The 21,486-nt window shown below is 56.5% G+C and carries 24 protein-coding genes and 2 tRNA genes; 4 read left to right on the top strand and 22 right to left on the bottom strand.

Going from position 1 to position 21,486, the window contains the following annotated elements; genetic code table 11:
* Positions 1-196 precede the first annotated feature (196 nt).
* From ACQY4M_RS03980 to ACQY4M_RS03970, 3 genes are all read right to left on the bottom strand, one after another.
* Positions 197-1,060 (bottom strand): vWA domain-containing protein, encoded by an 864-nt coding sequence (locus ACQY4M_RS03980; RefSeq protein WP_428541093.1) that lies wholly within the window; start codon positions 1,058-1,060, stop codon positions 197-199.
* A gap of 91 nt (positions 1,061-1,151) precedes the next feature.
* Entirely contained in the window at positions 1,152-2,378 is a 1,227-nt protein-coding gene (locus ACQY4M_RS03975) for an IS256 family transposase (RefSeq protein ID WP_428539582.1), read from the bottom strand.
* Between the two features lie 112 nt (positions 2,379-2,490).
* Complete coding sequence (locus ACQY4M_RS03970; RefSeq protein WP_428541090.1) at positions 2,491-2,739, bottom strand: hypothetical protein; 249 nt, start codon at positions 2,737-2,739, stop codon at positions 2,491-2,493.
* A gap of 460 nt (positions 2,740-3,199) precedes the next feature.
* Between ACQY4M_RS03970 and ACQY4M_RS03965 the strand changes: the two genes are divergently transcribed.
* Positions 3,200-3,275, top strand: a tRNA-Trp gene (locus ACQY4M_RS03965).
* 47 nt (positions 3,276-3,322) lie between these two features.
* Here ACQY4M_RS03965 and ubiV read toward each other — a convergent pair.
* The 5 genes from ubiV to ACQY4M_RS03940 form a co-directional block, all read right to left on the bottom strand.
* The gene (gene ubiV, locus ACQY4M_RS03960; RefSeq protein WP_428541087.1) at positions 3,323-4,219 is read right to left on the bottom strand and encodes a ubiquinone anaerobic biosynthesis protein UbiV; all 897 of its coding nucleotides are present in this window, start codon (positions 4,217-4,219) and stop codon (positions 3,323-3,325) included.
* A gap of 2 nt (positions 4,220-4,221) precedes the next feature.
* Positions 4,222-5,220, bottom strand: coding sequence for a peptidase U32 family protein (locus ACQY4M_RS03955; protein ID WP_428541084.1), 999 nt, complete (start codon positions 5,218-5,220; stop codon positions 4,222-4,224).
* Positions 5,217-5,795: a ubiquinone anaerobic biosynthesis accessory factor UbiT gene (gene ubiT, locus ACQY4M_RS03950; protein WP_428541081.1), complete on the bottom strand. Its 579-nt coding sequence runs from the start codon at positions 5,793-5,795 to the stop codon at positions 5,217-5,219. Before ubiT ends, ACQY4M_RS03955 begins: the two co-directional genes overlap by 4 nt.
* A gap of 40 nt (positions 5,796-5,835) precedes the next feature.
* Positions 5,836-5,912: transfer RNA gene (locus ACQY4M_RS03945), tRNA-Met, on the bottom strand.
* A 255-nt stretch (positions 5,913-6,167) separates the two neighbouring features.
* Positions 6,168-7,211 (bottom strand): IS5 family transposase, encoded by a 1,044-nt coding sequence (locus tag ACQY4M_RS03940; RefSeq protein WP_428539227.1) that lies wholly within the window; start codon positions 7,209-7,211, stop codon positions 6,168-6,170.
* A 128-nt stretch (positions 7,212-7,339) separates the two neighbouring features.
* Between ACQY4M_RS03940 and ACQY4M_RS03935 the strand changes: the two genes are divergently transcribed.
* Complete coding sequence (locus ACQY4M_RS03935; RefSeq protein ID WP_428541079.1) at positions 7,340-8,185, top strand: quinoprotein dehydrogenase-associated SoxYZ-like carrier; 846 nt, start codon at positions 7,340-7,342, stop codon at positions 8,183-8,185.
* Position 8,186: 1 nt separating this feature from the next.
* On the opposite strand, the gene ACQY4M_RS03930 is transcribed toward ACQY4M_RS03935, so the two are convergent.
* The 11 genes from ACQY4M_RS03930 to pqqA form a co-directional block, all read right to left on the bottom strand.
* Positions 8,187-8,753 carry a PQQ-dependent catabolism-associated CXXCW motif protein gene (locus ACQY4M_RS03930; RefSeq protein ID WP_428541076.1) on the bottom strand — a complete coding sequence of 189 codons (567 nt, stop codon included), beginning with the start codon at positions 8,751-8,753 and terminating at the stop codon, positions 8,187-8,189.
* Positions 8,750-9,583, bottom strand: a complete 834-nt coding sequence (locus tag ACQY4M_RS03925; RefSeq protein ID WP_428541073.1) for a substrate-binding domain-containing protein — start codon at positions 9,581-9,583, stop codon at positions 8,750-8,752. Before ACQY4M_RS03925 ends, ACQY4M_RS03930 begins: the two co-directional genes overlap by 4 nt.
* Positions 9,576-10,109 (bottom strand): c-type cytochrome, methanol metabolism-related, encoded by a 534-nt coding sequence (locus ACQY4M_RS03920; protein WP_428541070.1) that lies wholly within the window; start codon positions 10,107-10,109, stop codon positions 9,576-9,578. The genes ACQY4M_RS03925 and ACQY4M_RS03920 overlap by 8 nt, the downstream gene beginning before the upstream one ends.
* Positions 10,110-10,200: 91 nt before the next feature.
* Positions 10,201-12,000: a lanthanide-dependent methanol dehydrogenase XoxF5 gene (gene xoxF5, locus ACQY4M_RS03915; RefSeq protein WP_428541067.1), complete on the bottom strand. Its 1,800-nt coding sequence runs from the start codon at positions 11,998-12,000 to the stop codon at positions 10,201-10,203.
* A 280-nt stretch (positions 12,001-12,280) separates the two neighbouring features.
* Complete coding sequence (gene fghA / locus ACQY4M_RS03910) at positions 12,281-13,105, bottom strand: S-formylglutathione hydrolase (protein WP_428541064.1); 825 nt, start codon at positions 13,103-13,105, stop codon at positions 12,281-12,283.
* On the bottom strand, positions 13,105-14,217 hold the full coding sequence (locus ACQY4M_RS03905) for an S-(hydroxymethyl)glutathione dehydrogenase/class III alcohol dehydrogenase (protein WP_428541061.1): 1,113 nt from the start codon (positions 14,215-14,217) through the stop codon (positions 13,105-13,107). Before ACQY4M_RS03905 ends, fghA begins: the two co-directional genes overlap by 1 nt.
* Positions 14,218-14,349: 132 nt before the next feature.
* Positions 14,350-15,426, bottom strand: coding sequence for a pyrroloquinoline quinone biosynthesis protein PqqE (gene pqqE / locus ACQY4M_RS03900; RefSeq protein WP_428541134.1), 1,077 nt, complete (start codon positions 15,424-15,426; stop codon positions 14,350-14,352).
* Between the two features lie 47 nt (positions 15,427-15,473).
* Positions 15,474-15,761: a pyrroloquinoline quinone biosynthesis peptide chaperone PqqD gene (pqqD, locus tag ACQY4M_RS03895; RefSeq protein ID WP_428541058.1), complete on the bottom strand. Its 288-nt coding sequence runs from the start codon at positions 15,759-15,761 to the stop codon at positions 15,474-15,476.
* A complete protein-coding gene (gene pqqC, locus ACQY4M_RS03890) occupies positions 15,758-16,501 on the bottom strand; it encodes a pyrroloquinoline-quinone synthase PqqC (RefSeq protein ID WP_428541055.1) in 744 nt (247 codons plus the stop codon). The genes pqqD and pqqC overlap by 4 nt, the downstream gene beginning before the upstream one ends.
* Positions 16,498-17,388 (bottom strand): pyrroloquinoline quinone biosynthesis protein PqqB, encoded by an 891-nt coding sequence (gene pqqB, locus ACQY4M_RS03885; RefSeq protein ID WP_428541052.1) that lies wholly within the window; start codon positions 17,386-17,388, stop codon positions 16,498-16,500. The genes pqqC and pqqB overlap by 4 nt, the downstream gene beginning before the upstream one ends.
* A 41-nt stretch (positions 17,389-17,429) precedes the next feature.
* Positions 17,430-17,537, bottom strand: a complete 108-nt coding sequence (gene pqqA / locus ACQY4M_RS03880; RefSeq protein ID WP_118941335.1) for a pyrroloquinoline quinone precursor peptide PqqA — start codon at positions 17,535-17,537, stop codon at positions 17,430-17,432.
* Positions 17,538-17,701: 164 nt separating this feature from the next.
* Between pqqA and ACQY4M_RS03875 the strand changes: the two genes are divergently transcribed.
* Positions 17,702-18,313 carry a hypothetical protein gene (locus ACQY4M_RS03875; RefSeq protein ID WP_428541048.1) on the top strand — a complete coding sequence of 204 codons (612 nt, stop codon included), beginning with the start codon at positions 17,702-17,704 and terminating at the stop codon, positions 18,311-18,313.
* 1 nt (position 18,314) lies between these two features.
* On the opposite strand, the gene ACQY4M_RS03870 is transcribed toward ACQY4M_RS03875, so the two are convergent.
* Positions 18,315-19,361 carry a quinoprotein relay system zinc metallohydrolase 2 gene (locus ACQY4M_RS03870; RefSeq protein WP_428541046.1) on the bottom strand — a complete coding sequence of 349 codons (1,047 nt, stop codon included), beginning with the start codon at positions 19,359-19,361 and terminating at the stop codon, positions 18,315-18,317.
* Positions 19,362-19,567: 206 nt separating this feature from the next.
* Between ACQY4M_RS03870 and ACQY4M_RS03865 the strand changes: the two genes are divergently transcribed.
* Positions 19,568-20,407, top strand: coding sequence for a quinoprotein dehydrogenase-associated SoxYZ-like carrier (locus ACQY4M_RS03865; RefSeq protein ID WP_428541043.1), 840 nt, complete (start codon positions 19,568-19,570; stop codon positions 20,405-20,407).
* 1 nt (position 20,408) lies between these two features.
* Here the strand turns inward: ACQY4M_RS03865 and ACQY4M_RS03860 are convergent, their stop codons facing one another.
* Entirely contained in the window at positions 20,409-20,723 is a 315-nt protein-coding gene (locus tag ACQY4M_RS03860) for a hypothetical protein (protein ID WP_428541040.1), read from the bottom strand.
* 31 nt (positions 20,724-20,754) lie between these two features.
* On the bottom strand, positions 20,755-21,426 hold the full coding sequence (locus ACQY4M_RS03855) for a hypothetical protein (protein ID WP_428541037.1): 672 nt from the start codon (positions 21,424-21,426) through the stop codon (positions 20,755-20,757).
* Between the last annotated feature and the right edge of the window lie 60 nt (positions 21,427-21,486).

Here is a 21,486-nt window from a genome sequence, read left to right as displayed (position 1 = left end):
CTGGGAAACGCTCGCTCAGCCCGTCGCCGACGCAACCCTTGACCAAGCCGCCTGACCGGCGCATAACTCAACCCGCTCGGAGGTGCCTGAAATCAATTTCCACCACTTTCGAGACACAACCACAACCCACCCGACCACTCACTGACAAAAAGGCCGCCCTCATGGGCGGCCTTTGCTGTAAAACTATCTGAAAGTATCAGTTGCGGCAGACACCTGATTGATAGCTGCCAACATTGCGAATGATTGATCCGTTTGGTGCTTCGATCCGGTGCCCGCTTAACTCGCTGCGCAACACCCGCACCATCAGGTCCCGCAATTTGGTGACGCGGTAACAGGAGATGGTGGGTTCTGCATGGCCATAGCCGACCCCACTGTCATCGGTCAGGAATATATATCGCCCGTTGGTCTGAACTGCGGCCTGACGCATCAGGTATTCGGATTCGGCTGCAACACCGCTGGCCCCCAACCCGAAAACCTGCACCCCTTTTTTGGCGGCTTGCCGTGCAGCGGCCAGATAGGTGCGGGCGTCGCGATCATGGGGCGGGGCATCGGCAATGTGGAACATCAGTCGTTCACCTTTGCCACGGCGCCAGTCAAGCGAGGCACCGGCCGTTAACGCAGCAGCAGCGGCCTCGGGGTAGTCACCGCCACCATTCGCCTGTTGTTTGCGCAGCCAAGCGACCATCTGTGACTGCCGGTTGGTAAATCCGAAATTACGCACAACATAGTCGTCGCCATTGTCGCGGTATACGATCAGCCCGTAACGGATGCTGACCCCCGGCGCACTGCGCTGGGCGGCCCGAACGATACCGCGCAATTCGCGGGTCAGCCATTCCAGTTCGTCCCCCATGCTGCCGGTGGTATCCACCACAAAGGCAAGATCAAGGAATTCGGGCTTCCAGTTCCCTGCAAAGGGCAGTGCGATATGTTTACGCCCGCCTGATGTGTTGATGCGCGTGGTAAATGCCTGCCCTTGCCCATCAGGGAAGGCGCGTAGTTCAACCGCGTTCAAACGCCCTGCGCCCAGCACTGTCGGGAACACGGTGATGTTGCCATCCACGCCAGTATATCCGCTGTAAAACGGAGGTTGTGTCTCGAAAGTGGTGGAAATTGATTTCAGGCACCTCCGAGCGGGTTGAGTTATGCGCCGGTCAGGCGGCTTGGTCAAGGGTTGCGTCGGCGACGGGCTGAGCGAGCGTTTCCCAGCCATCGACCTTTCGCATGACGATCTGCCCCGAGGCCATCAGAGCCCAAAGCAGCATCGGCACGGTCTCGGCGCATGGCAGCACGGTCTGGGTCTTGATGCGGCGGCGGAATTCCTCGTTCAGGCGTTCGATCGCATTTGTCGTTCTGGCCGATTTCCACTGGCCTTGTGGCAGACGCGTGAAGGTGAAAAGCTTATCTCCTGCTTCTTCCAAGCTGTCAGCGACGGCCTTGCATTTCAGCCGCCATTTTCGCAGAAATGCCTTGCGGCGGGTGGCGATTTCCTCGGGTGTTTTGGCGTAGATCATGTCGCGGTAATCTTCTGTCAACTCATCATGCATACGCTTGGGTGCCTTGGCCAGAAGGTTGCGGTGCTTGTGCACCGTGCACCTCTGGATCGGCAGATCTTCACCCCAGAGGGCAATGAGAGCGACCTCAAGTCCCGGTGCCCCGTCCACGATGACAAATTCGGGCCGTTTCAACCCGCGCGCATCCAGATCGTTGATGAACTGACGCCAGGCGGAGGTGCTTTCGCCGCCCATGTTCATCAGTGATAACAAGACCTTCTGCCCATCCCGGCGCACGCCAATCGCGGCCAGAACCGAGATATTGGTGGCCTTCCTGTCAATCCGCGTTTTGATCACGGTGCCGTCCAGGATCAGCCGCACGATGTCTTCATCCGCAAGGCTGCGGGCGCACCACGCCTGCCAGTCCACCTTCACCTTGCGCCAGGCGCGGCTCACCACATCCTTGCTGACCGCCCCCTGAAACAGGCCGAACAGGGCGCGTTTTACCCGCCGTGTGTTGGTGCCCGAAAGGTAGACAGCAGCGATCAGCGCCTCGGCCTTCTTCGTCAGCCGCTGGTAGCGGGGCAATGCCTTCGAGCGCCATTCTCTGGCCTTGCCGGCCTCGCCTGTGATCCGCGCACGCGGCACGCGCACCGTTTCGGTTCCAAATGTTCCGACCAGTTGCCGCTCGCGATGCCCGTGGCGGTATCCGGCCTTTGCCCCGCCGCTGCGGCCATACCGGCAACGGCCCAGAAACTGCTCCAGCTCCTCTTCGAAAACCGCCTCGATCGTCGCGCGGATGTTCTGGCGCAGCCGGTCTTCAATCGGGTCATAGCCTGCTTCATTGGCCAGTAGCGCGGATGTCGATGTTGCTGTATTCTTTGTCATGGCGTGATCTCCTTGGCGGTTCCAGCCGCCGGTTGGGTGGCTTCGATGCACCCGGAGATTACGCCGTCCTCGAATTTCCACCAAACTCGCGACACTACCTGGGTTGTTTCGATCAGTTCAAAGACAAGCCGTGTGTACTTTGAGTGGCAAGCCCGGCCCGCAGGCGTTTGCTGCCTTCGCTGTCATTGCTGTTGATGATATTCATCAGTTTTGAAAACTGGGCATCGGACAGCATGTGAACATCTGCCAATGGCGCATAGCGATTTATCAATGCCATCTCGGCATCGGTCGGTGCCATCGCAAAAGCGGATGAAGCAAGGGTCGTCAGGGCGATTGTAGCTAAAGTAAAGATGCGTTTCATATCGTGTTCCTTTTCAAGGTTGGTGTCGGGTTAAACAGTTGGCCTGTTGATACATCCAAGCTAGGAACGTGCCTGTCATAAGGGAAATCACATCGCGGACACGCCGAATCACGGCAATTTGGACTTGAAACCTGATATGTCGGCATGCGGATCAAGGCCGCGCCATATTGCACGAACAAATCCCAACTGTTTCAAGGCGATACCGGCCAGCACATAATCTCCGCTTCAAGTGCCCACTGCGTGATCCGGGCCATTATCGCGGGTATGACACATTAAAGTGTCGTCACAGCGCTGTGTTGGCCCCGGCTTTTCATCTCACCCGATAATGAGCCACCCCATCCGCAGAATGACGTCCGCGTGAAATACGGGCAATTTGGCGCCAGTGCAGGGATATTCCGATTCTTTACGCTTAGCCCCTTGATTCCCCCTGATATGTGCCGTAATCCCTGCAACGGTTCCTAGGGGTTTAGCTCAGTTGGTAGAGCATCGGTCTCCAAAACCGAGGGTCGTGGGTTCGAGTCCCTCAGCCCCTGCCAGGACCACCTTTTCAATGACGTGAACCAAAACACCAACCGTGGCCCGATCAGGCCCCGATCATGCGGTGTCCGGCCTGCCCGTGCCAGAACCCGTTTACAAACGGGGCCGGGATATCCAGCGCATCCAGTTGCGCGCGCCCGTCCTGTGCGCCTGTTTCACCGTCCAGAACCGCGCGGAAAATTTCGGCAACGGCGACCATGTCCACCGTATGCGGGCTTAGGCGGAAATGGGTTACGCCCATATCCTGCAAGTCCTGCAATTCGCCAATCAGGTTCAGATAGCTGTGTGATAGCGTCTGGATCCCGTTCACCGACAGGAATTCCTGATTATCCAGCGTGTTCAGCGGCATCCCGTCAGGGTCCTGTTCACAGACAAACTGGCAGTTATCCTTGATCCGCCCGTGCGCCCGCGCATGGTAACACCGCGCCGACAGGGCCAGCGACAGACGGCCAAACACCTGCACCTCTATGCTTACGCCCAGCTCTTTCGCCTTGGCCGCCAGTATCGCAACCGAATCCCGTGGTAATTCCGGTGGCAGACAGAAATGGGTCGCCCCGCGTGCCGCTAGATAGGCCATCGTATCCTCGTTATAGACATTCATCAGCGGGCCAACGCGGTAAGGTTTATCCTTTAGGTGCCACAACGCAGCACTGTCATTGATCTCCAGCGGAAAATCCTCGAGCGCGCAGAAACCGGCGATCATATGACGCTCGCGTTTCAGCATCACCTCGGCCAATGTCGCAAAAATAACCTGTTTGCCCGCTTTGGTCAGCGCCTCGGCCACCTCGTCATAATGCTTTTCGAAAAACGGGGCACGTTTGGAGCAGATTACTTCACCCAGATAGACGTCATCCACCGGCGCATCCGCAATCCTGTCATAAAAGGCCAGCTTGTCTTCGGCGCTCCAGTGAAACAGGATCGGCGCCATTGTCAGTTTGCTCATTGTTACCGCCATGTTTTGCTTTTGAATGCGCCTTGCGTTTCCTTTTGCCCTTCGGTCAGGGCCAGCAGATCGCTGATTTGCGGGTCTTGCCCCGCCATGATGCTGTCTACGGCCTTGCGATAGGCGGACACCACGGATTTGACATAGGCCTTTGAGCGTTGCCGCCCCTCGATCTTCAACGCGGTCACACCGGCCTTCATCAGGTCGGGCAACAGGGTGGACAGGTTCAGGCTGATCGGTTCCTCGAATGCGTAATAGGGGCCGTCATGCGCGGGGGTCAGATAACGGCCCTTGCAGATGGTCGGATAACCGGCGCTTTCGTTGCAGGAAAAACAATCGATGGTGTATTCACCCAGACGGGTCGACAGGTTGCCTTCGTCGTCCTTTATGTATTCCACCTGCGCGGCGGGGGAACAGACACCGTCCATGTTGGTGGACAGGCCTGTGATATAATTGGTCAGCGAACAGCGCCCTTCAACCATCAGTCCGTGGTTGCCAAAGATGAATGTCTCGATCTCGCAGGGGATTTCATCGGCCATCAGTTTGATTTCCGGCACCGTCAAAATCCGCGGCAGGCCCACCCGTTTCACATTGAATTCACGGCAGTAATACCGGATCGATTCCGGGGTCGAGGCCGCCGCCTGCACCGACAGATGCAACCGGATATCGGGATGCGTGCGGGCGATGTAGTCGGCCACACCAATGTCGGCGACGATAAACGCATCCATCCCAAGCCGCGCACCGGTATCCGCGGCCTCTTTCCACAAATCCACCTTACCGGCAGGTGGAAAGGTATTCAGCGCCAACAGCACCTTGGTGCCGCCCGCATGGGCATGGGCCACGGCCCTTTCCAGTTCGGGCACGGTAAAATTCAAGCCCGGAAAATTACGGGCGTTGGTGGCGTTTTGAAAGCCGCAGTAAACCGCATCGGCCCCTGCATTCACTGCGGTTCGCATCGCCGAAGGGGTTCCGGCAGGGCAAACCAGTTCCGGTCTGATCATTGTGTTTCCCGTTTTTCGTTCATACGTCTAAGGGCCCTCAGGGCCGCACGGCCGGGGCGTCCGAACATATCGGCCACTTCCTCGGCGATGCTGTTATCGATATCGTCCAGCGCATTGCGCAGGCAAACCACGGCCTCGGTATTGCCAGTGATGGTCAGGTTGCGTGAAAAGAACAGTGCATCGCCATCCAGATCACCATCAACCAACATCAGCAGATCCAGAAAACTGCCTGAAATCCGGGCGTCATGTTCGGGTATTTCAGTGCGCCTGCGTGCCACCAGCATCAGATCATCCGGATCAGGACGCAGAAGCATGACAAACGGAAGGTTCACCGGATCAATCACAAAAACAGCGCGGTAATGCGGGCCCAGGCGGCCAAACATATCAGGATTGTTTTCGGCAATCCTCTGCACGATGCGGCGCAGCACGGGTTGCAGCAGAAACAGCGGCGCAGGCGGTGCCCAGCGCGGGCGTTGCTGCAAAAATCCGGCAATGGCGGGCTTGGATTCGGTATGTTGCATGCGCGCGACTGTAGGCTGTTGCAACATATGCACCTTGATATTAATCAAGTGCACGGTATGATCCCGTGTATTTATTTGACATATAAGGAGATTTTGGTAGCGGGAGAGGGACTTGAACCCCCGACACGCGGATTATGATTCCGCTGCTCTAACCACCTGAGCTACCCCGCCGGACCGAGGCCGGATTTATGGGACAGGGGCGGCGCCGTCAAGTAGAAAACAGCACCGCCCGCTGATCTATCTGTGTTTCGCTACTGCGCCCAGTTCAATATGAAGGGAACCTCTGTAAATTCCCGTTTTCGCCTTCTTCGCGGCGGGGTGGACGGTTTTTCGCCTGTCCCGCCTGATTGCTTCGGATCATAAACCCATTTTCACCGGTTTCAAGCCGGTTTTGGGTATTTCAGGCACACCTCACCCCATGAACCCTTATCCCGGCGCCGCCAGGCCGCATTCGAACTGGACGAAGCGCTTCATGTTGTAGACCAGGTTCATCATCCCGATGCGAAATCGCGCCCGCTTCAGGCCGATGGAGCGGATCAGCTTGCCGCCCATGGAGCGCTCCTGAAAAGCGAATACATGCTCGACCCGGACCCGCACTTTCGAGCGCCTCCGGTTGGCCTTTTGCTGGCGCTCGCCAAGCGGCTTGCCGCGCCTGCCCTTGTGATGGATATGGCTGTGAAGCCCCCGCTCTTCCAGCTCGCTTTCGATCTTTTGCGAGCGATAGGCGCTGTCGGCCCACAGGTCCGATGAGGTGTTGCTCGCATCAATCAGACCGGCAAGCGCCTGGCTGTCATGCACGGCGGCATCGGTGACATCATAAGCGCGGATGAATTTGTGCCGCCGGTCGACATTGATGTGGTTCTTGTAGCCGTAATAGCTCTTGCCGTGCTTCTTCGTCCAGCGCGCATCCACGTCCTTCTGGCGCTTCTTGTGGGGTTTTTCCTCCCACTCTTCAGGCGTTTCGCCCGCCTTGATTTTCTCGTTCTCGTCCCTTTTGTTGTGCTGGCGCGGCGCCGGAACGATGCTCGCATCAACAATCTGCCCGCCCATCGCCAGATAGCCCTTTTCGCGCAGAAAGGCATCGAACTTGTCAAACAGCTCCTTCATCTTCCCGGCCCCGGCCAGCCTTTCACGGTAGGCCCAGATGGTCTTGGCGTCAGGTACGCTGTCTTCAATGCCAAGGCCGAGAAACCGCATGAACGACAGGCGGTCGCGGATCTGATACTCGATCTGATCGTCAGAGAGGTTGTAGAGCTGCTGCAAAACCATCGTCTTGAATATCAGCACCTCATCCCAAGGCGGGCGGCCAGCGTTGGATTTGCGCTGTTCGGGCGGCGTGCGCCATATGGCCTTCAGCTCGTCCCGGTAATCCTCGAACGGCACCATGTCGTTGAGCAACACCAGCGGATCACCAGATTTGTCCAGTCCCGCGTATCGGCTGGAAAGATCAAAAAATCCCATCTGACCCATGACAAAACCCCGTCGGTCGAATCATTTTCATCCTGATGACGATTCTACCCCGTCAGGCCGGATTTTGGGGGATTTTTAGAGGTTCCCGCAATTGTATATTGACTTAACGCGTGAACAGGGAGGAATAAATGTTAAAATCGGTTATTAGAACAATCATTGCCACCGCTGCCCTAGCGGTTTCACCAATATCCGGCATCGCAGGCGAGGCATGGGATGACATCAGCCCATTGATGTTTGACGAGGACCGCGAAGTGACAATAGCCAATGCCGAAACCGTCACGCTGCGCACCCCCTACCGCGCAACGGATGACCGGCGGGTGTTGATGGGGGCCAGTGTTGCCCTGCCTGATGGTCAGTTGATCGACAAGGTCTATCTGGTGATTGACGATAACCCGATGCCGGTGTCTGCGGTGTTCGAAATGCAGCGCCCAACCGGCGATTTTACCTTTGATATGACCATGCGCCTGAACGGGCCAAGCGGCATCCATCTGGTGGTGGAAACCACCGACGGGCAGTTGCTGGTCAGCGAAGGGTTTACCAAAACCTCGGGCCTTGGGGCTTGTGCGGCTCCGCCGGTAAATGATCCGGCCATTGCCCTGAAAACCCTTGGCCAGATGAAGCTTGCTCTGGCACCGGCCAACCCTGTGAATGCACAAACGCGACTGGTTTCTCTGGCTAACGGCACCAAGGCCGGTCCACAACCTGTAAAGGCAACCGTGGCCTTTAGCCATCCCAGCCATTCTGGTCTGCAAATGAACCAGATCACCCTGCTGTATCTGCCCGCCCGTTTCATTGAAACGGTCAAATTCGCCACCGATGATGCCCCAATGTTTACAATGACCGGCAGCATTTCAATCAGCGAGGATCCGGCACTCTCCGTGGTGTTGCCCGCAGGTTCCGGCACCTTGAGCGTTGATATGGTGGACACTGACGGAGCCGCGTTCCATCAGTTGTTCTCTCTGGGTCAGGGATAGATCAGTTCTGCGCGGGTTCCGGCTCGCGCTTTAACACCTCGGTTGGATAGTCAAAAAACGTCCAGCCGTCGGTGCCTTCGGGGAACCAATAGACGGTTTCATAGCCGTATTCCTCGATCGCGCGTTTGGCAGCATTCCATGACATCCAGCAATCCGCCAGACAGAATAACAACACCGGATGCATCTTGTCGCCGCCTGTGACCTTTTCCAGCCCTTGCCGGAAATAGGCGTCCGTTTGTGGCGCGATTCTGCCATAGCCGACATTAGGCAGCCAGATCGCGCCGGGGATGGAATGGCGTGGTTTTTCCCGCCAGATCGTCCCCTCGGGCAGGTTCGCGGGCTTTGGCGGGCGCGGCACCACATCGACAAAGGCAACCGCGCCGCTTTCCCATAATTCATGCGCCTGTTCCGGTCCCACCACCGTCCCGCCCTTCAGCGTTGCTGGCACGGGCGAGCGGTAATGTTCCTGCATATAATCGTCCGGTTCATCTACCGTGACGCTTTGGGCGTTTATGGGCGAAGCCAGCAGAGATACAGTCAGAATAGCCCCGAACATATGACGGATCATTGGGTCACCTCCTTGATATGCTGCCCCATATTGTCCAGCAGCGGCACGCCATAGCTGGTCAGGATTTGATCAATCGCGGCTTGATTTTTCCTGATCATCGAATTCAGCTTGCGTTTCCAGACCAATTCGCCCTGACGCACCCCCATGGTAATCCGGTAGGTCATCTTGGGCGGTAATGTTTCCTTTAAAAGCGGGGTCATTACCAGATTACCATCCCCTTTTTGCAACAGGTTTCCGGCGATTGGTCCCCATAGAAAAGCGGCATCAATCACACCGTTCCGCAGGTCATTCAGCATATCTTCGTTCGGGGAATAGAACCGCCGGTCCACCATCAACTGATAAGGTTTGGCCAGCGGCATCAGACCGTTTCTGGCCATATGGCTGGCGGGCGGTGTGCCCGCGATCACCCCGATGGCGTGCCCTTTCAGGCGTGGATCGGCCAAGGTGTCGACAACCGCCAGATCACTGTCTGCGCGGGTGACGATAACATAGGCCGAAGTATAATAATGGTTGGTATTCAACACCAGTTCATGCCCCTGCGCAAAGCCGATAATCACATCACAGCGGTTTTCTTTCAGGGTTTTACGGACAAATCCCGTGGCCATAGGAAACCACATATATTCCAGCGGCAGGTCCAGTTGCTTGGCAAACAGTTCGGCAATCTTGTTTTCAAATCCGGTGCCTTCCTTATTGGAAAACGGGCTGTTGGCCGGATCGGCACAAACCCGAAAGGCGGTTTTGGAAACGAGGTCAGCTGTTTGAGCATGAACGGCAACCGTCCCGCAAAAGGCGATTGCAATGATAAATGCCCTGACCAGTTTCCTACCCATCCAGACACTCTTTCTGATCTGCCCTGATCGCATCCGACTTTGGCTCTTTCTGGCGTGGGCGACCCCGTGGGATTGCGTCATTGCCGCGCGCCTTTAGATAAACGTAGATATCATCAAGATAGCACATAACATTGCGGTTGGTGCCAAAGGTCGGCATCACAAATTCGGTACCGCCTTTGGATTCCATTTTACCACTGGCAACGATTTCCAGAAAGTCATAGTAATCCATGTCCACAGCCGAGTTCTTTATCGCTGGTGCATAACTGGACCCTTCGCCATCCGGTCCGTGGCAAACATGGCATTCCGAATGATAGCGCCGGAATCCCTCGTAGGTGGGCCAGTCAACGGTGCCATCTTCGGCCACGTTGAATGTTGGAATATCATCCGCTGTGTAATAGCGGCCATCCTCGTTGCGGACGGCTGTGATATTATCCGCTTCCTGTGCCACTGCGCCCGATAGTGTTCCGTATAGAATTGCAATTGCCCCGATGACGGGTTTCATGTTTTGTCTTGACGTTAACAGCATTTATCGTTGTCCCCTTTATAAAACGGATACCGGCGCAGTTTCACTTAAGATACTGCGCCGGTCCATTAGGCCATTAGTCTTGGATCACCGGTCAGTTTGGTAATCCGAACACTGTCAGCGTGCCACCAAGGGCGGTATAGTTGCTGAGTGCGGCATAGCCACCCACAGCCCCCAGACCATCGGTCGAGTTGGTCAGACCAGCCGCAAGGCCAATCCCGGCCCAACCGCCAACGCCTGAATAAACCGCGACGTATTGCTTGCCGCCATGCTCGAACGTCATCACGTTGCCGATGATGCCGGACGGGGTTTTGAATTTGTACAGTTCTTCGCCCGTGTTGGCATCAACCGCTTTCAGATAACCTTCAAGCGTGCCATAGAACACCACATCGCCTGCTGTTGCCAGCGCACCGGACCAGACCGAGAACTGCTCGGGCAGGGACCATTTGATGGTGCCGGTTTTACCGTCCCATGCGATGAAATTGCCCATGTTGGTTTCGCCTTCGGGCGGGTACATCGACAGGGTCGCGCCGACATAGGGCTGACCTGCTGTATAGGCGACATGGAAAGGCTCATAATCCATGCAGACGTGGTTTGTCGGCACATAGAACAGCTCGGTCTTGGGCGAATAGGCCGCTGGTTGCTGGTCTTTTGATCCCAGCGCCGCCGGACAAATCCCGACCGAGTTCACATCCTCGCCATTGGTTTCCGTTGACATCGCAGGCACCACAGCCGGACGGCCATATGTGTCCGAGTTCGGATCCATATCAACACCGGTTGTCCAGTTGACCGCAGGGTCAAACAGTTCGGCCACCAACAGCTCACCTGTGACACGGTCCAGCGTATAGCCGAAACCGTTGCGATCAAAGTGGGTCAGCACCTTGCGCATTTCACCGCCGATTTCCTGATCCGTCAGGATCATTTCGTTGATGCCGTCATAATCCCACTGGTCATGCGGGGTCATTTGATAGAACCACTTGGCAATGCCGGTATCGGCATCCCGCGCCATGATGGTCATCGACCAGCGGTTATCGCCTGGACGTTGCCCCGGATTCCATGTCGACGGATTACCCGAGCCATAATAGATCAGGTTCAATTCGGGATCATAGGAATACCAGCCCCAGGTTGCCCCGCCACCGATTTTCCATTGATCACCTTCCCATGTGTTCAGGCCAGAATCCGTGCCGATTGGTTTGCCCAGATGGGTGGTTTTTTCGGGATCAACCAGAATATCCTCGTCTGGTCCCATCGAATAGGCACGCCAGATGCGTGAGCCATCTGCAATGCTATAGGCGGTCACAGACCCGCGCACACCAAATTCACCACCCGATATGCCGACAATCAGCTTATCCTTGACCGGCATAACTGTGGCCGTGTTGGTTTCGCCTTTGCTGGGATCACCGTTTTTCACAGACCATACAACTTCGCCGCTGTTGGCATCCAGTGCCACAACGGTGGTATCCGCCTGATGCAGGAAGATTTTCCCATCGGCATAGGCTAGGCCGCGATTAACCGTATCACAACACATCACCGGAATGACGTTGGGGTCCTGCTTGGGTTCGTATTTCCAAAGGATTTTACCATCGTTGTTCAGGTCTAGCGCATAAACGATATTGGGGAATGGCGAATGCACATACATCACATCGCCAATCACCAAAGGCGAGCCTTCGTGCCCGCGCAGAACGCCGGTCGAGAACGTCCATGCCACCTGCATGTCACCCACGTTACCAGCATTGATCTGATCCAGTTGCGAATAGCGCGTGTTGGCATAGTCGCCGGTTTGGATCGCCCATTGCGCCGGGTTTCCGGTGGCCTCCAATACAGATTCATTGGCGCTTGCCGTCAGGCTGCCGGATAGCAGCAATAACGCAGCGCCCGTAAGAAATCGTTTCATTCTTTCCTCCTTGTTCATCCAGATCCGGTTCCCGCTGCTGTCGTTTGATGCTGGATTACACCCCGGTTTCCCTATTGTCCGCGAACGTATGAACACGCCCGTTCAGCAGCCGGATTTTCTATTCAGACCCTTATTAAGAAGGAGGCTCCGCTTTTGGGCAACTGGGCCTTAGTCGTAATTATGCAAGATTTTGAATGTATTTTTTGCTGTAAAAACAACAAAACAGGGCGCGTGCCCTGTCCTGTTTTTCTAACCTGCCCAGAATGTGAACAGCGGTTATCTACCCCGCCCGATCCGCGTGCCAGTCGACATGATCCGCTGCGAAGGTCGAGACGAAGTAATAGCTGTGATCATAACCCGGCTGCATCCGCATAACAGACGTGGTGCGGGTTTCGGCCAGTGCTGCCGCAAGACTTTCGGGTTTAAGCAGTTCCAGAAACTGGTCACTGTCGCCCTGATCTATCAGGATGTCCCTCTCCCACCCTTTGGAACGCAGCAGAACCGTTGCATCATGCGCCTGCCATTGCGCTTCATCATCCCCCAGATAGGCCGCCAGTTGCACCCTGCCCCAATCGGACGCCGTGGGGTTGGCGATGGGTGCAAAAGCCGAAACCGAGGTGAATTTATCGGGGTTGTTCAGCGCCAGAGTCAGCGCACCATGGCCGCCCATCGAATGGCCGGTAATGCCGTGACTGTCGGTCATCGGAAACTCTGCCATCACCAGGTTGCGCAATTCTGTCAGCACATAATCATACATCTGGAAATGCGCGGCCCAAGGCGCCTGTGTCGCGTTCACATAGAACCCGGCGCCCTGCCCCAGCGCGTAATCCTCGTCATCCGCAACACCTTCGCCACGCGGGCTGGTATCGGGATAGATCACCGCCATCCCCCGCCGCGCCGCATGTTCCTGCAGTGCTGCCTTGGTCATCGCGTTTTCGTGGGTGCAGGTCAGGCCGGACAGATACCACAGCACCGGCACGGGGCCGGATTTGGCTTGCGGGGGCAGATAGACGGCAAAGGTCATATCGCAGTTACAGACCTTGGACGTGTGGCTATAGACGCCTTGGGTGCCGCCGAAACAGGCGTTTTCCGAGATGGTTTCCATTAGTAAATCACCACGCCACGGATGCTTTCGCCCGAATGCATCAGGTCGAACCCCTTGTTGATGTCCTCAAGTCCCATCGTGTGGGTGATCATCGGGTCGATCTCGATCTTGCCGTCCATGTACCAGTCCACGATTTTTGGCACATCCGTGCGCCCGCGCGCGCCACCAAAGGCCGTGCCGCGCCATGAACGACCCGTAACCAGTTGGAAGGGCCGCGTTGAAATCTCGGCGCCCGCTGGCGCAACGCCGATGATGATGCTTTCGCCCCACCCCTTGTGCGCAGCTTCCAGTGCTGTGCGCATCACGCCGACATTGCCGGTGGCATCAAAGGTGTAATCCGCCCCGCCGCCTGTCAGTTCGACCAGATGCTCCACAAGATCGCCTTTCACATCGGATGGGTTGACGAAATCGGTCATACCGAAATGCCGCCCCATTTGTGATTTGCTGTCGTTCTGGTCCACACCCACGATTTGATCGGCACCGGCCAGCCGCAAGCCCTGCAATACATTCAAACCGATACCGCCCAGACCGAACACAATCGCCTTGCTGCCGATTTCCACCTTGGCGGTGTTGATCACTGCGCCGATGCCTGTGGTCACGCCGCAGCCGATGTAACAAACCTTGTCAAACGGCGCGTCCTTGCGGATTTTGGCCAGTGCAATTTCCGGCAAAACCGTGTGATTGGCAAAGGTGGAGCAGCCCATGTAATGCAGGATCGGTGTGCCATCCAGCATGGAAAACCGGCTGGTCCCGTCGGGCATCAATCCCTGCCCCTGCGTGCTGCGGATTGACTGGCACAGGTTGGTCTTGGGGTTCAGACAGTATTCGCACTCGCGACATTCGGGCGTATAAAGCGGGATCACATGGTCACCGGGCGCAACACTTGTCACCCCTTCGCCGACTTCCAGCACGACGCCAGCGCCCTCATGTCCCAGAATGGCCGGAAACAGCCCCTCGGGATCGGCTCCCGAGCGGGTGAATTCATCGGTATGGCACAGGCCGGTTGCCTTGATTTCCACCAGAACCTCGCCAGCCTTTGGCCCTTCAAGGTTCACTTCCATCACTTCCAGCGGTTTGCCCGCCTCAAGTGCCACAGCTGCGCGTGTCCGCATGATCAATACTCCCGTTATATTGTGTTACCCTAATCAAAATGCAGCCCCCTTGGCCACTGTTTTCAGGGTGGCCTTCAGAAATCTGTATAGCGCCGCAGGGCAGTGTATTTGGATTAGACCTTAGTCCCGATGCTACAGTTTTCGATAGGTGAAATCCGGCGCTTGCTCGGCCATTTCCGCCGCCAGAATATCGGTGATCCGCCCATGGTCCGGCGAGCGGGTGCAAACCGGATCAACCGCACCGGCATCCCCTGCCAGCAACAGCGCCTGACAGCGGCACCCACCAAAATCAATCTCTTTACGCTCGCAACTGGTGCAAGGTTCGGGCATCCAGTCGGTGCCGCGATAGGCGTTGAAGGCGACACTGTCATACCAGATGTCGCGCAAAGGGGTTTGGCGGATATTGTCAAACTGCAGATGCGGGATGGATTGGGCCACATGACAGGGCAAAACCGTACCATCAGGCGTGATGTTCAACCCCGTGCTGCCCCAGCCACCCATGCAGGCCTTGGGGAAATCGGCATAGTAGTCCGGCGGCACGAAATCAAACGCCAGCACGCCGCGCAAACGCGCCTGCGCCTCGGCTACCTGCTGTTTCACCTTTTCGGTCTGCTGTCGTGTCGGCATCAGGGCCGCTCGGTTTTTCAAGGCCCAGCCGTGAAATTGCACGCAAGCGACCTCGAGCCGTCGCGCGCCCAGTTCCAGCGCCATTTCAATCGTGCGTTCCAGATCGTCCATATTGTGCCGGTGCATCACCGCGTTCAGGGTCAGCGGGATGCCACGTTTGGCAATCTCGGCGGCCACCTGCATCTTGCGATCAAACCCGCCCTTGTAGCCACCAATCCGGTCAGCCAGATCAGCATTGGTGCCTTGCAGCGACAGCTGGATGTGTTCCAGCCCCACCTGTTCCAGTTCATCCATCCGGCGCGGTGTCAGGCCGATGCCCGAGGTTACCAGATTGGTATACAGCCCCGCCTTTACGGCCCCTTCAACCAGTTCCACCAGATCGCGGCGCGAAGCCGGTTCGCCACCCGAGATATGCAACTGCAACACCCCGATATCAGCAGCCTGCCGGAATACGTCGATCCATTCACCTGTGTTCAACTCACCCTCTTTGCCCGACAAGGCCAAGGGGTTGGAACAATAGGGGCAGGACAATGGGCAGCGGTGGGTTAGTTCGGCCAGCATGGCCAGTGGTGGCGACACCATGCCGGTGCTTTGCACCGGTTCGGGCTGTTCGATGGGTGATGGTTTATTCATGGTGTAACCCCCAGATACATCCGCGCCCGCAAGCCCCCCAGAAACTGCTGAACATCGGTTTCGATCTGTTCTGCCGGTGCTTTAAAAGTCTTGGCCAGATCGGCAATGATTTCGCCAAACCGTCGCTTGCCATCAATCCGCGACAGGATCGCAACCCCGATGTCATCCAGCAGGATCGCCTTTTCCGGTGCCAGCAGGACCACCCCGCCGCGCACGCGGTCCTTGTGCATCCGCACTCCGCGCGGCAGGTAGGGGCGATCTGTGTCGCTCAACTCCAGCCTCATGCCGCCCCCTCGCCCCGTTTCCAGCCGCCCGGCGGTATCCGGCCCGGTTCGACATAGGCCGAATGCAGCGCGTCCAGTTGTGCCCACAGAAGATCGGTTTTGAACATCAGCGCCTCGGCGGCCATGTTCTCTTTTTCCGGCGTGTCCGCATGGTCCAGCACCCAGGCCAGCCCATAGGCCACATCCTTTGGTGCCTCTTTCAGGCGATGGCGGAAATAGGACAACGCGCGATCATCGGCAAAATCATAATGCGCCAACAGCCCTTCGATGCGTTCGGCATGGATTTTCGGGGCAAACAGTTCGGTCAGGGACGAGGCCACGGCCTGTAACAACGGCTTGTCCCGCACATAGCGAACATAGGCATCCACGGCGAACCGTGTGGCAGGCAGAACCCCTTTGCACGAGGCCACATAATCGGGGTCCAGCCCCACCGCCTCGGCCAGTTTCAACCAGCGGCGCAGACCACCGCCATCATTGACGCCGCCATCATGATCCTCGATCCGTGAACGCCAGTTGCGGCGCATGTCAGGATCATCACAGCGCGACATAAAGGCCGCGTCCTTTAGCGGAATACTGCATTGATAATAATAGCGGTTGATCACCCAGGCCTGCACCTGATCCTGCGTGCAGCCGCCGGAATGCAGCAGATGGTGAAACGGGTGTTTATCGTGATAGCGCTCAACGCCGATGGCCCGCAAGCGGGCCTCAAGCGCGTCACGGCGGCTTATCGTTTTATTCATAGGTCTACCTCCATCCCGTCACGGGTGATTTCCCAACCCGCCGCGAGGGCCTCGGCCCGTTCCGGACTGGCCGGATCAAGCACCGGATTGGTGTTGTTGATATGGATAAACAGCTTGCGCGGGCGAGCCAGACCCGAAAGGCGCGCAATCGTGCCCTCCGGTCCGCTGATCGACATATGCCCCATGCGCTGACCGGTTTTCTGGCCGGTGCCGCTGCGGATCATTTCATCATCACGCCAAAGCGTGCCGTCAAAGAACAGAAAATCGGCATCCGCCAAACGCCCCAGCAACGCGTCATCCACCACGGCGCAACCGGGAATGTAATAGGCCACCTTTCGCCCGTCGTTCAGACGCACACCGACGGTCTGTTCCCCCACCAGATCGGTCTGCACGCTGTCACCTTCCAGAAACAACGGCACCTTGCCCGGCACCGCAAACAGACAGGCTTGCAGCCCGTCATGCAGTTCGAAACCGGCCTCGAGCGCCACGATCTGGCGTTTGACCAGTTCGGACGAAACCGCATCAAACACGGGGTTCTGCGCCAGAATGTCCAACAGCTCGCGGGTGGCAAATATCGTAAAAGGGGTTTGTTCGCGCAGGCTTAACAATCCGGTGATATGGTCGATATCACCATTGGTCAGCAAAACCGACCGCAAGGGGCTACCGCGCAAACCTTGCGGATGCAGGGCCACGCTGGCCTGCATCTGGGCGCGGATATCGGGCGAGGCATTCAGGATACTCCACTGCCCATCCGCCCCCGATACCGCCAGCGAGGATTGGGTGGCAGCAGGGATTTCACCCGCCCGTGCGGCACGGCAATTGGGGCAGCCGCAGTTCCACTGGGGCAGCCCACCACCGGCAGCCGAACCAAGAACAAGAAACTTCATGTCACGATCCGCCTGCGGGAATTATTTGCATCAGTTGATGCTCAAAACAGGTCGGGTTCGCCTCCGCGATCCCCGTCCTCGGATGGGGAATACATATTGATCTCCATGCCGCAGTTCACTTCTTTCAGTACAGGTGCAGTCCAGGCCATGTCGTCCTCCATTTGGCAAATAGCAGTGCGTCACAGTCTAGCGACAGTGCCTTGCCACCCATATTGCCCATTGGTCGTAAGGCAGGAACGGGCCTGCAATGCTAAACATACGGCTATGCACCCGTTGGGTGACCGTAGGAAATAGTATGTTCAAAAAGGCAGCCATGTTCAAATCCCTGTTTGCTCTGACTCTTTGCACCACCCTGCCCTATGCAGCGATGGCAGCAACGTTTGATGATCCGGATTGGCCCTGTATACAGCGAAAAGTGCCGGATATTTCGGTGGCGCAGATGTGGGCAGGCCCCGAGATTACAGATGCGGTTCTGGAGCTTGAGAAAGACAGCCAGATCACACAGCTTGCGGCGCGATTGGCCTTGCGACGTGTGTCATTGGATGAAGCCGAACAGCTGATCACGGATTATGCAGCAGGCCTTGAAGAAAAGCGCAACGATATGCTGACCGCGCTATTTGCCAAAACCTTTGCCCATATTTCGGCCGAGCGTAAATCCGTAATGTCTGGGATTAGTCGTTATGCCCACAAACAGGCAGGGTTATCCGGCCAGATTGAACAAAGGCGCGAAACACTTGCCGCACTACAGGCCAAAACACCCCCCGATTTAGACAGGCAGGAAGAATTGCAAGACAATCTGGCATGGGATGAGCGCATCTTTAATGAACGCCGGCAATCGTTAACCTATGTTTGTGAAACGCCAACCATTCTGGAACAACGTATCTTTGCCATTGCCCGCGCGATCCAGTCGCATCTGGTTCCTTGATCTATTCCCACTCCAGTTCAGTATAAGCGGCCGTGGCATTGCGGGCGTTGAATTCGTCGAACAACAGCCATTTGTCGCGCTGGCTTTCGCCAACATGGGTGATGGCCACGCTCAGGCTTTCACCCCGTTTGATTGCAGCGCGGGTTTCTTGCGCGACGGCGGATAAATAGCCGTAAACAGCATCCATGCCTTCGGGCCACGGCAGGCTGACCGGTCCATGGCCGGGCACCATGCGCGCCGCTTTGAAATCCCGCATTTCATCCAGAACGGCCAGCCATCCGGTGATTGATCCATCCAGTGCCGGTGTGTGTTCAGCAAACACCAAATCCCCCATCCACAGGGTGCCCGTCAGATCATCGAACAGGCGTAAATCATTGTCGGTATGGGCCGTGGGCGTCTGGGTTAGATGCAGGATGCGTCCGCCCAGATCAATTTCCATGAGGCCGGTTTTGATACTATCCGCTGCGATTACGTTTGAAAGGATCATCCGTTGTGCCCCGATCAAGCTGCCGTAATTCGCATCATAGGTCATGGCGCGACTGGCCAAGGCGGCGGGCAGGTTTTCATGCGCCACGATATGTGCCCCCATATCCAGAAACAGCGACGCCCCTGTCGTGTGGTCCGGATGCATATGCGTTAACACCAGATATTTCACCGGCAGATTGCTAACCTGACGAATTGCCGCCAACAACCGTTCTGCCACATCGCGCGATCCGCCCGCGTCGATCACCGCAATCGCATCCTGCCCCACCACAAAGCCGATGTTCGCCAGATCACCAGCATTTTGCGGCGTTGGTATTTCATTCAAACCCTTATGCATCCAGATTCCATCGGCAATTTCAATCACAGGCAGCGGAGCAATATCAGGGGATTTGCAATCACGATTTACGATCGTCAAATCGTGGTGTTGCTTCTGCCAAACCTCTATCCGCACACCTGCCGTAGCCTCGCATTCAATCTGATTGACCACAGCCACCTGTGGCAACAAATGAGTTGCACAAATCGCCGGATCAGTGGTTAGACATACCGTCAAAACAAGCTCGATCATTGCGCATCACCTTTTGCCATATATCCGCTGTCTCGAAGTATAGGTGCAGCCGCAATTCAGCGGTTTCACCATATCGTGACCATTTTTCAGGGGTAAACGCAGCAATTTCCCCTGAAAAGCGGACCAATGTCCAATTTACAGACCCGTCAATATGTGCCTGCATTGAATCAACGCGACAGAAATTCCGACCCACCAAGGAGACGCAGATGAAAAGATTGCTGTTAGGCGCAACTATGGCCGCGCTAATGTCCACGGGCGCAATTGCGGGCGAGGCGGTGAAAAATCCGCTGGTCAACGGTGAAACATGGACTGATCTGAAATATGATGTGGTCGAGGACATGCCGCTGATCCAGAGTGACGAGTTGTTCACACTGGACGCCCCGTTTCGCGCTTTTGACGCGGCAACAGTGCCAGTGCACATTACCCAGTCCGAAGGGTCAGAGGCGCGGATTGAAAAACTGATCCTTGTAGTGGATGAAAACCCATCGCCCGTCGTAGCGGAATTCATCTTTGGTGAAAACATGGGCGCGCTGGATTTCGAAACCCGGCTGCGGGTCAATTCCTATTCCAACGTGCGGGCCATCGGCATTACAGAAGGCGGTGATGCTTATATGACGGGACGTTATGTCAAGGCATCAGGCGGCTGTTCGGCGCCTGCCAGCAAGGATGCCGCCGCCGCGCTGGCCTCGCTTGGGAAAATGAAAATTCGCCAGTTCGACAATATGGACCAGCCCGCGCAATCCAGCGCCGATCAGACCGGCCAGCGCCGCATAGCGCAGATCATGATCAAACACCCCAACTATTCCGGCCTGTCGCGCGACCAGATCACCCATCTGTTTGTGATGGCGCGCTTCATTGATGTGCTCGAGGTCTATCAGGGCGATGATCTGTTGTTCAAAATGGAAGCCGGTATCTCGATCAGTGAAGATCCCTCGTTCCGCTTTACCTATACCGACAACGGTTCGGACACCTTGCGCATCTATGCCGAGGATACCGAAGGTGAAGTGTTTGAGCAGACCTTCCCAAAAAACAAAATCGCGATGTAACCTAGAAACAGCGCATTTCGGCTTCGGCCTGTGCGCGGCGCAAATCCCGAACGGCGCCCTTTGATATTTCGGTGCTGCGAAACAGCGTGGTTTTCTCGCCGCTAGTTTGCAGCATCCGCAACACGGTTTCGGCGCTGACGTAATCGTCATAGGGCAGGATCGAGGCGATAACGTCTATGGAGCAGGAACAGCGCCGCAGAACATCGCGGGTTTCGCCATTCACCGCCATGCAGGCGAACACATAGTCGGCCCGGGCCTCGGTCGGGTAATCGTTCAGCAACAACAGATTGTCCGCCTGTGCGCCCCCCGCAAGCATTGCCCATATCCAGACTGCATACCGCACCCGTCTATTCCTGATCCATTAGGGATGAATAGCGCATGGTTTCCCGATAGAGGCTTTTGCCGTCAATCATCGGTGTGGATGCCGAAAACAGCGCAAATCCCCCCGGCACATCATCAGACACAACGAACGTCAGGGTCAGCATGGCGAAATCCCCCATTTTGGCTGCATTTTTATCGTGCTGGAACGGCTGAAAGGCAATTTGCGTTGCTGGCATTGTTTCACCACCGATGGAAATTGTTGTTGGCATTACCTGCCCGCCCGAACGCAAGGATTCCTTGATCCGGTTGCGCAGATAGAACGGACTGCCACCTGTAATCTGTGCCATCGAGCGCAGGAAGGATTCCAGAAACGCCATCACCAGCGGATTGCCCCCATCCACCGGAAACGGTGTTCGGTTTCGCAAGATACCGTTATCGCGCATTTCCAGAATGGCCTCGTTCCCGCCGGTATCTGCCGCCACAACAGTTAGCGAAACCGAACCGTTTACAATCAGGTGCAGCCCGCTGTCCTTGGGGCCAAGGCGCATATGATCATAGGTGACGATTTTTTGCTGCGGGATGTTGTCCAGCACACCGGTTGAAAACACCAGATCTGTGGCGCTGTCCGCCCGCCCCTGAATTGGCAACATTAATAACAGGGAAAAGACAAGCGCCAGAAATGGATAGCGAACAATCATATGGACCCTTTCAACAGCATATCCCCTATCGTCCTACCGTAATGATGTGCGTGGCGGTAT

The sequence above is a fragment of the Profundibacter sp. genome, assembly GCF_965277155.1.
Taxonomy (GTDB): domain Bacteria; phylum Pseudomonadota; class Alphaproteobacteria; order Rhodobacterales; family Rhodobacteraceae; genus Profundibacter.
The sequence above is the reverse complement of the archived record's forward strand: the minus strand, read 5'-3'. Positions and strand labels throughout refer to the sequence as shown.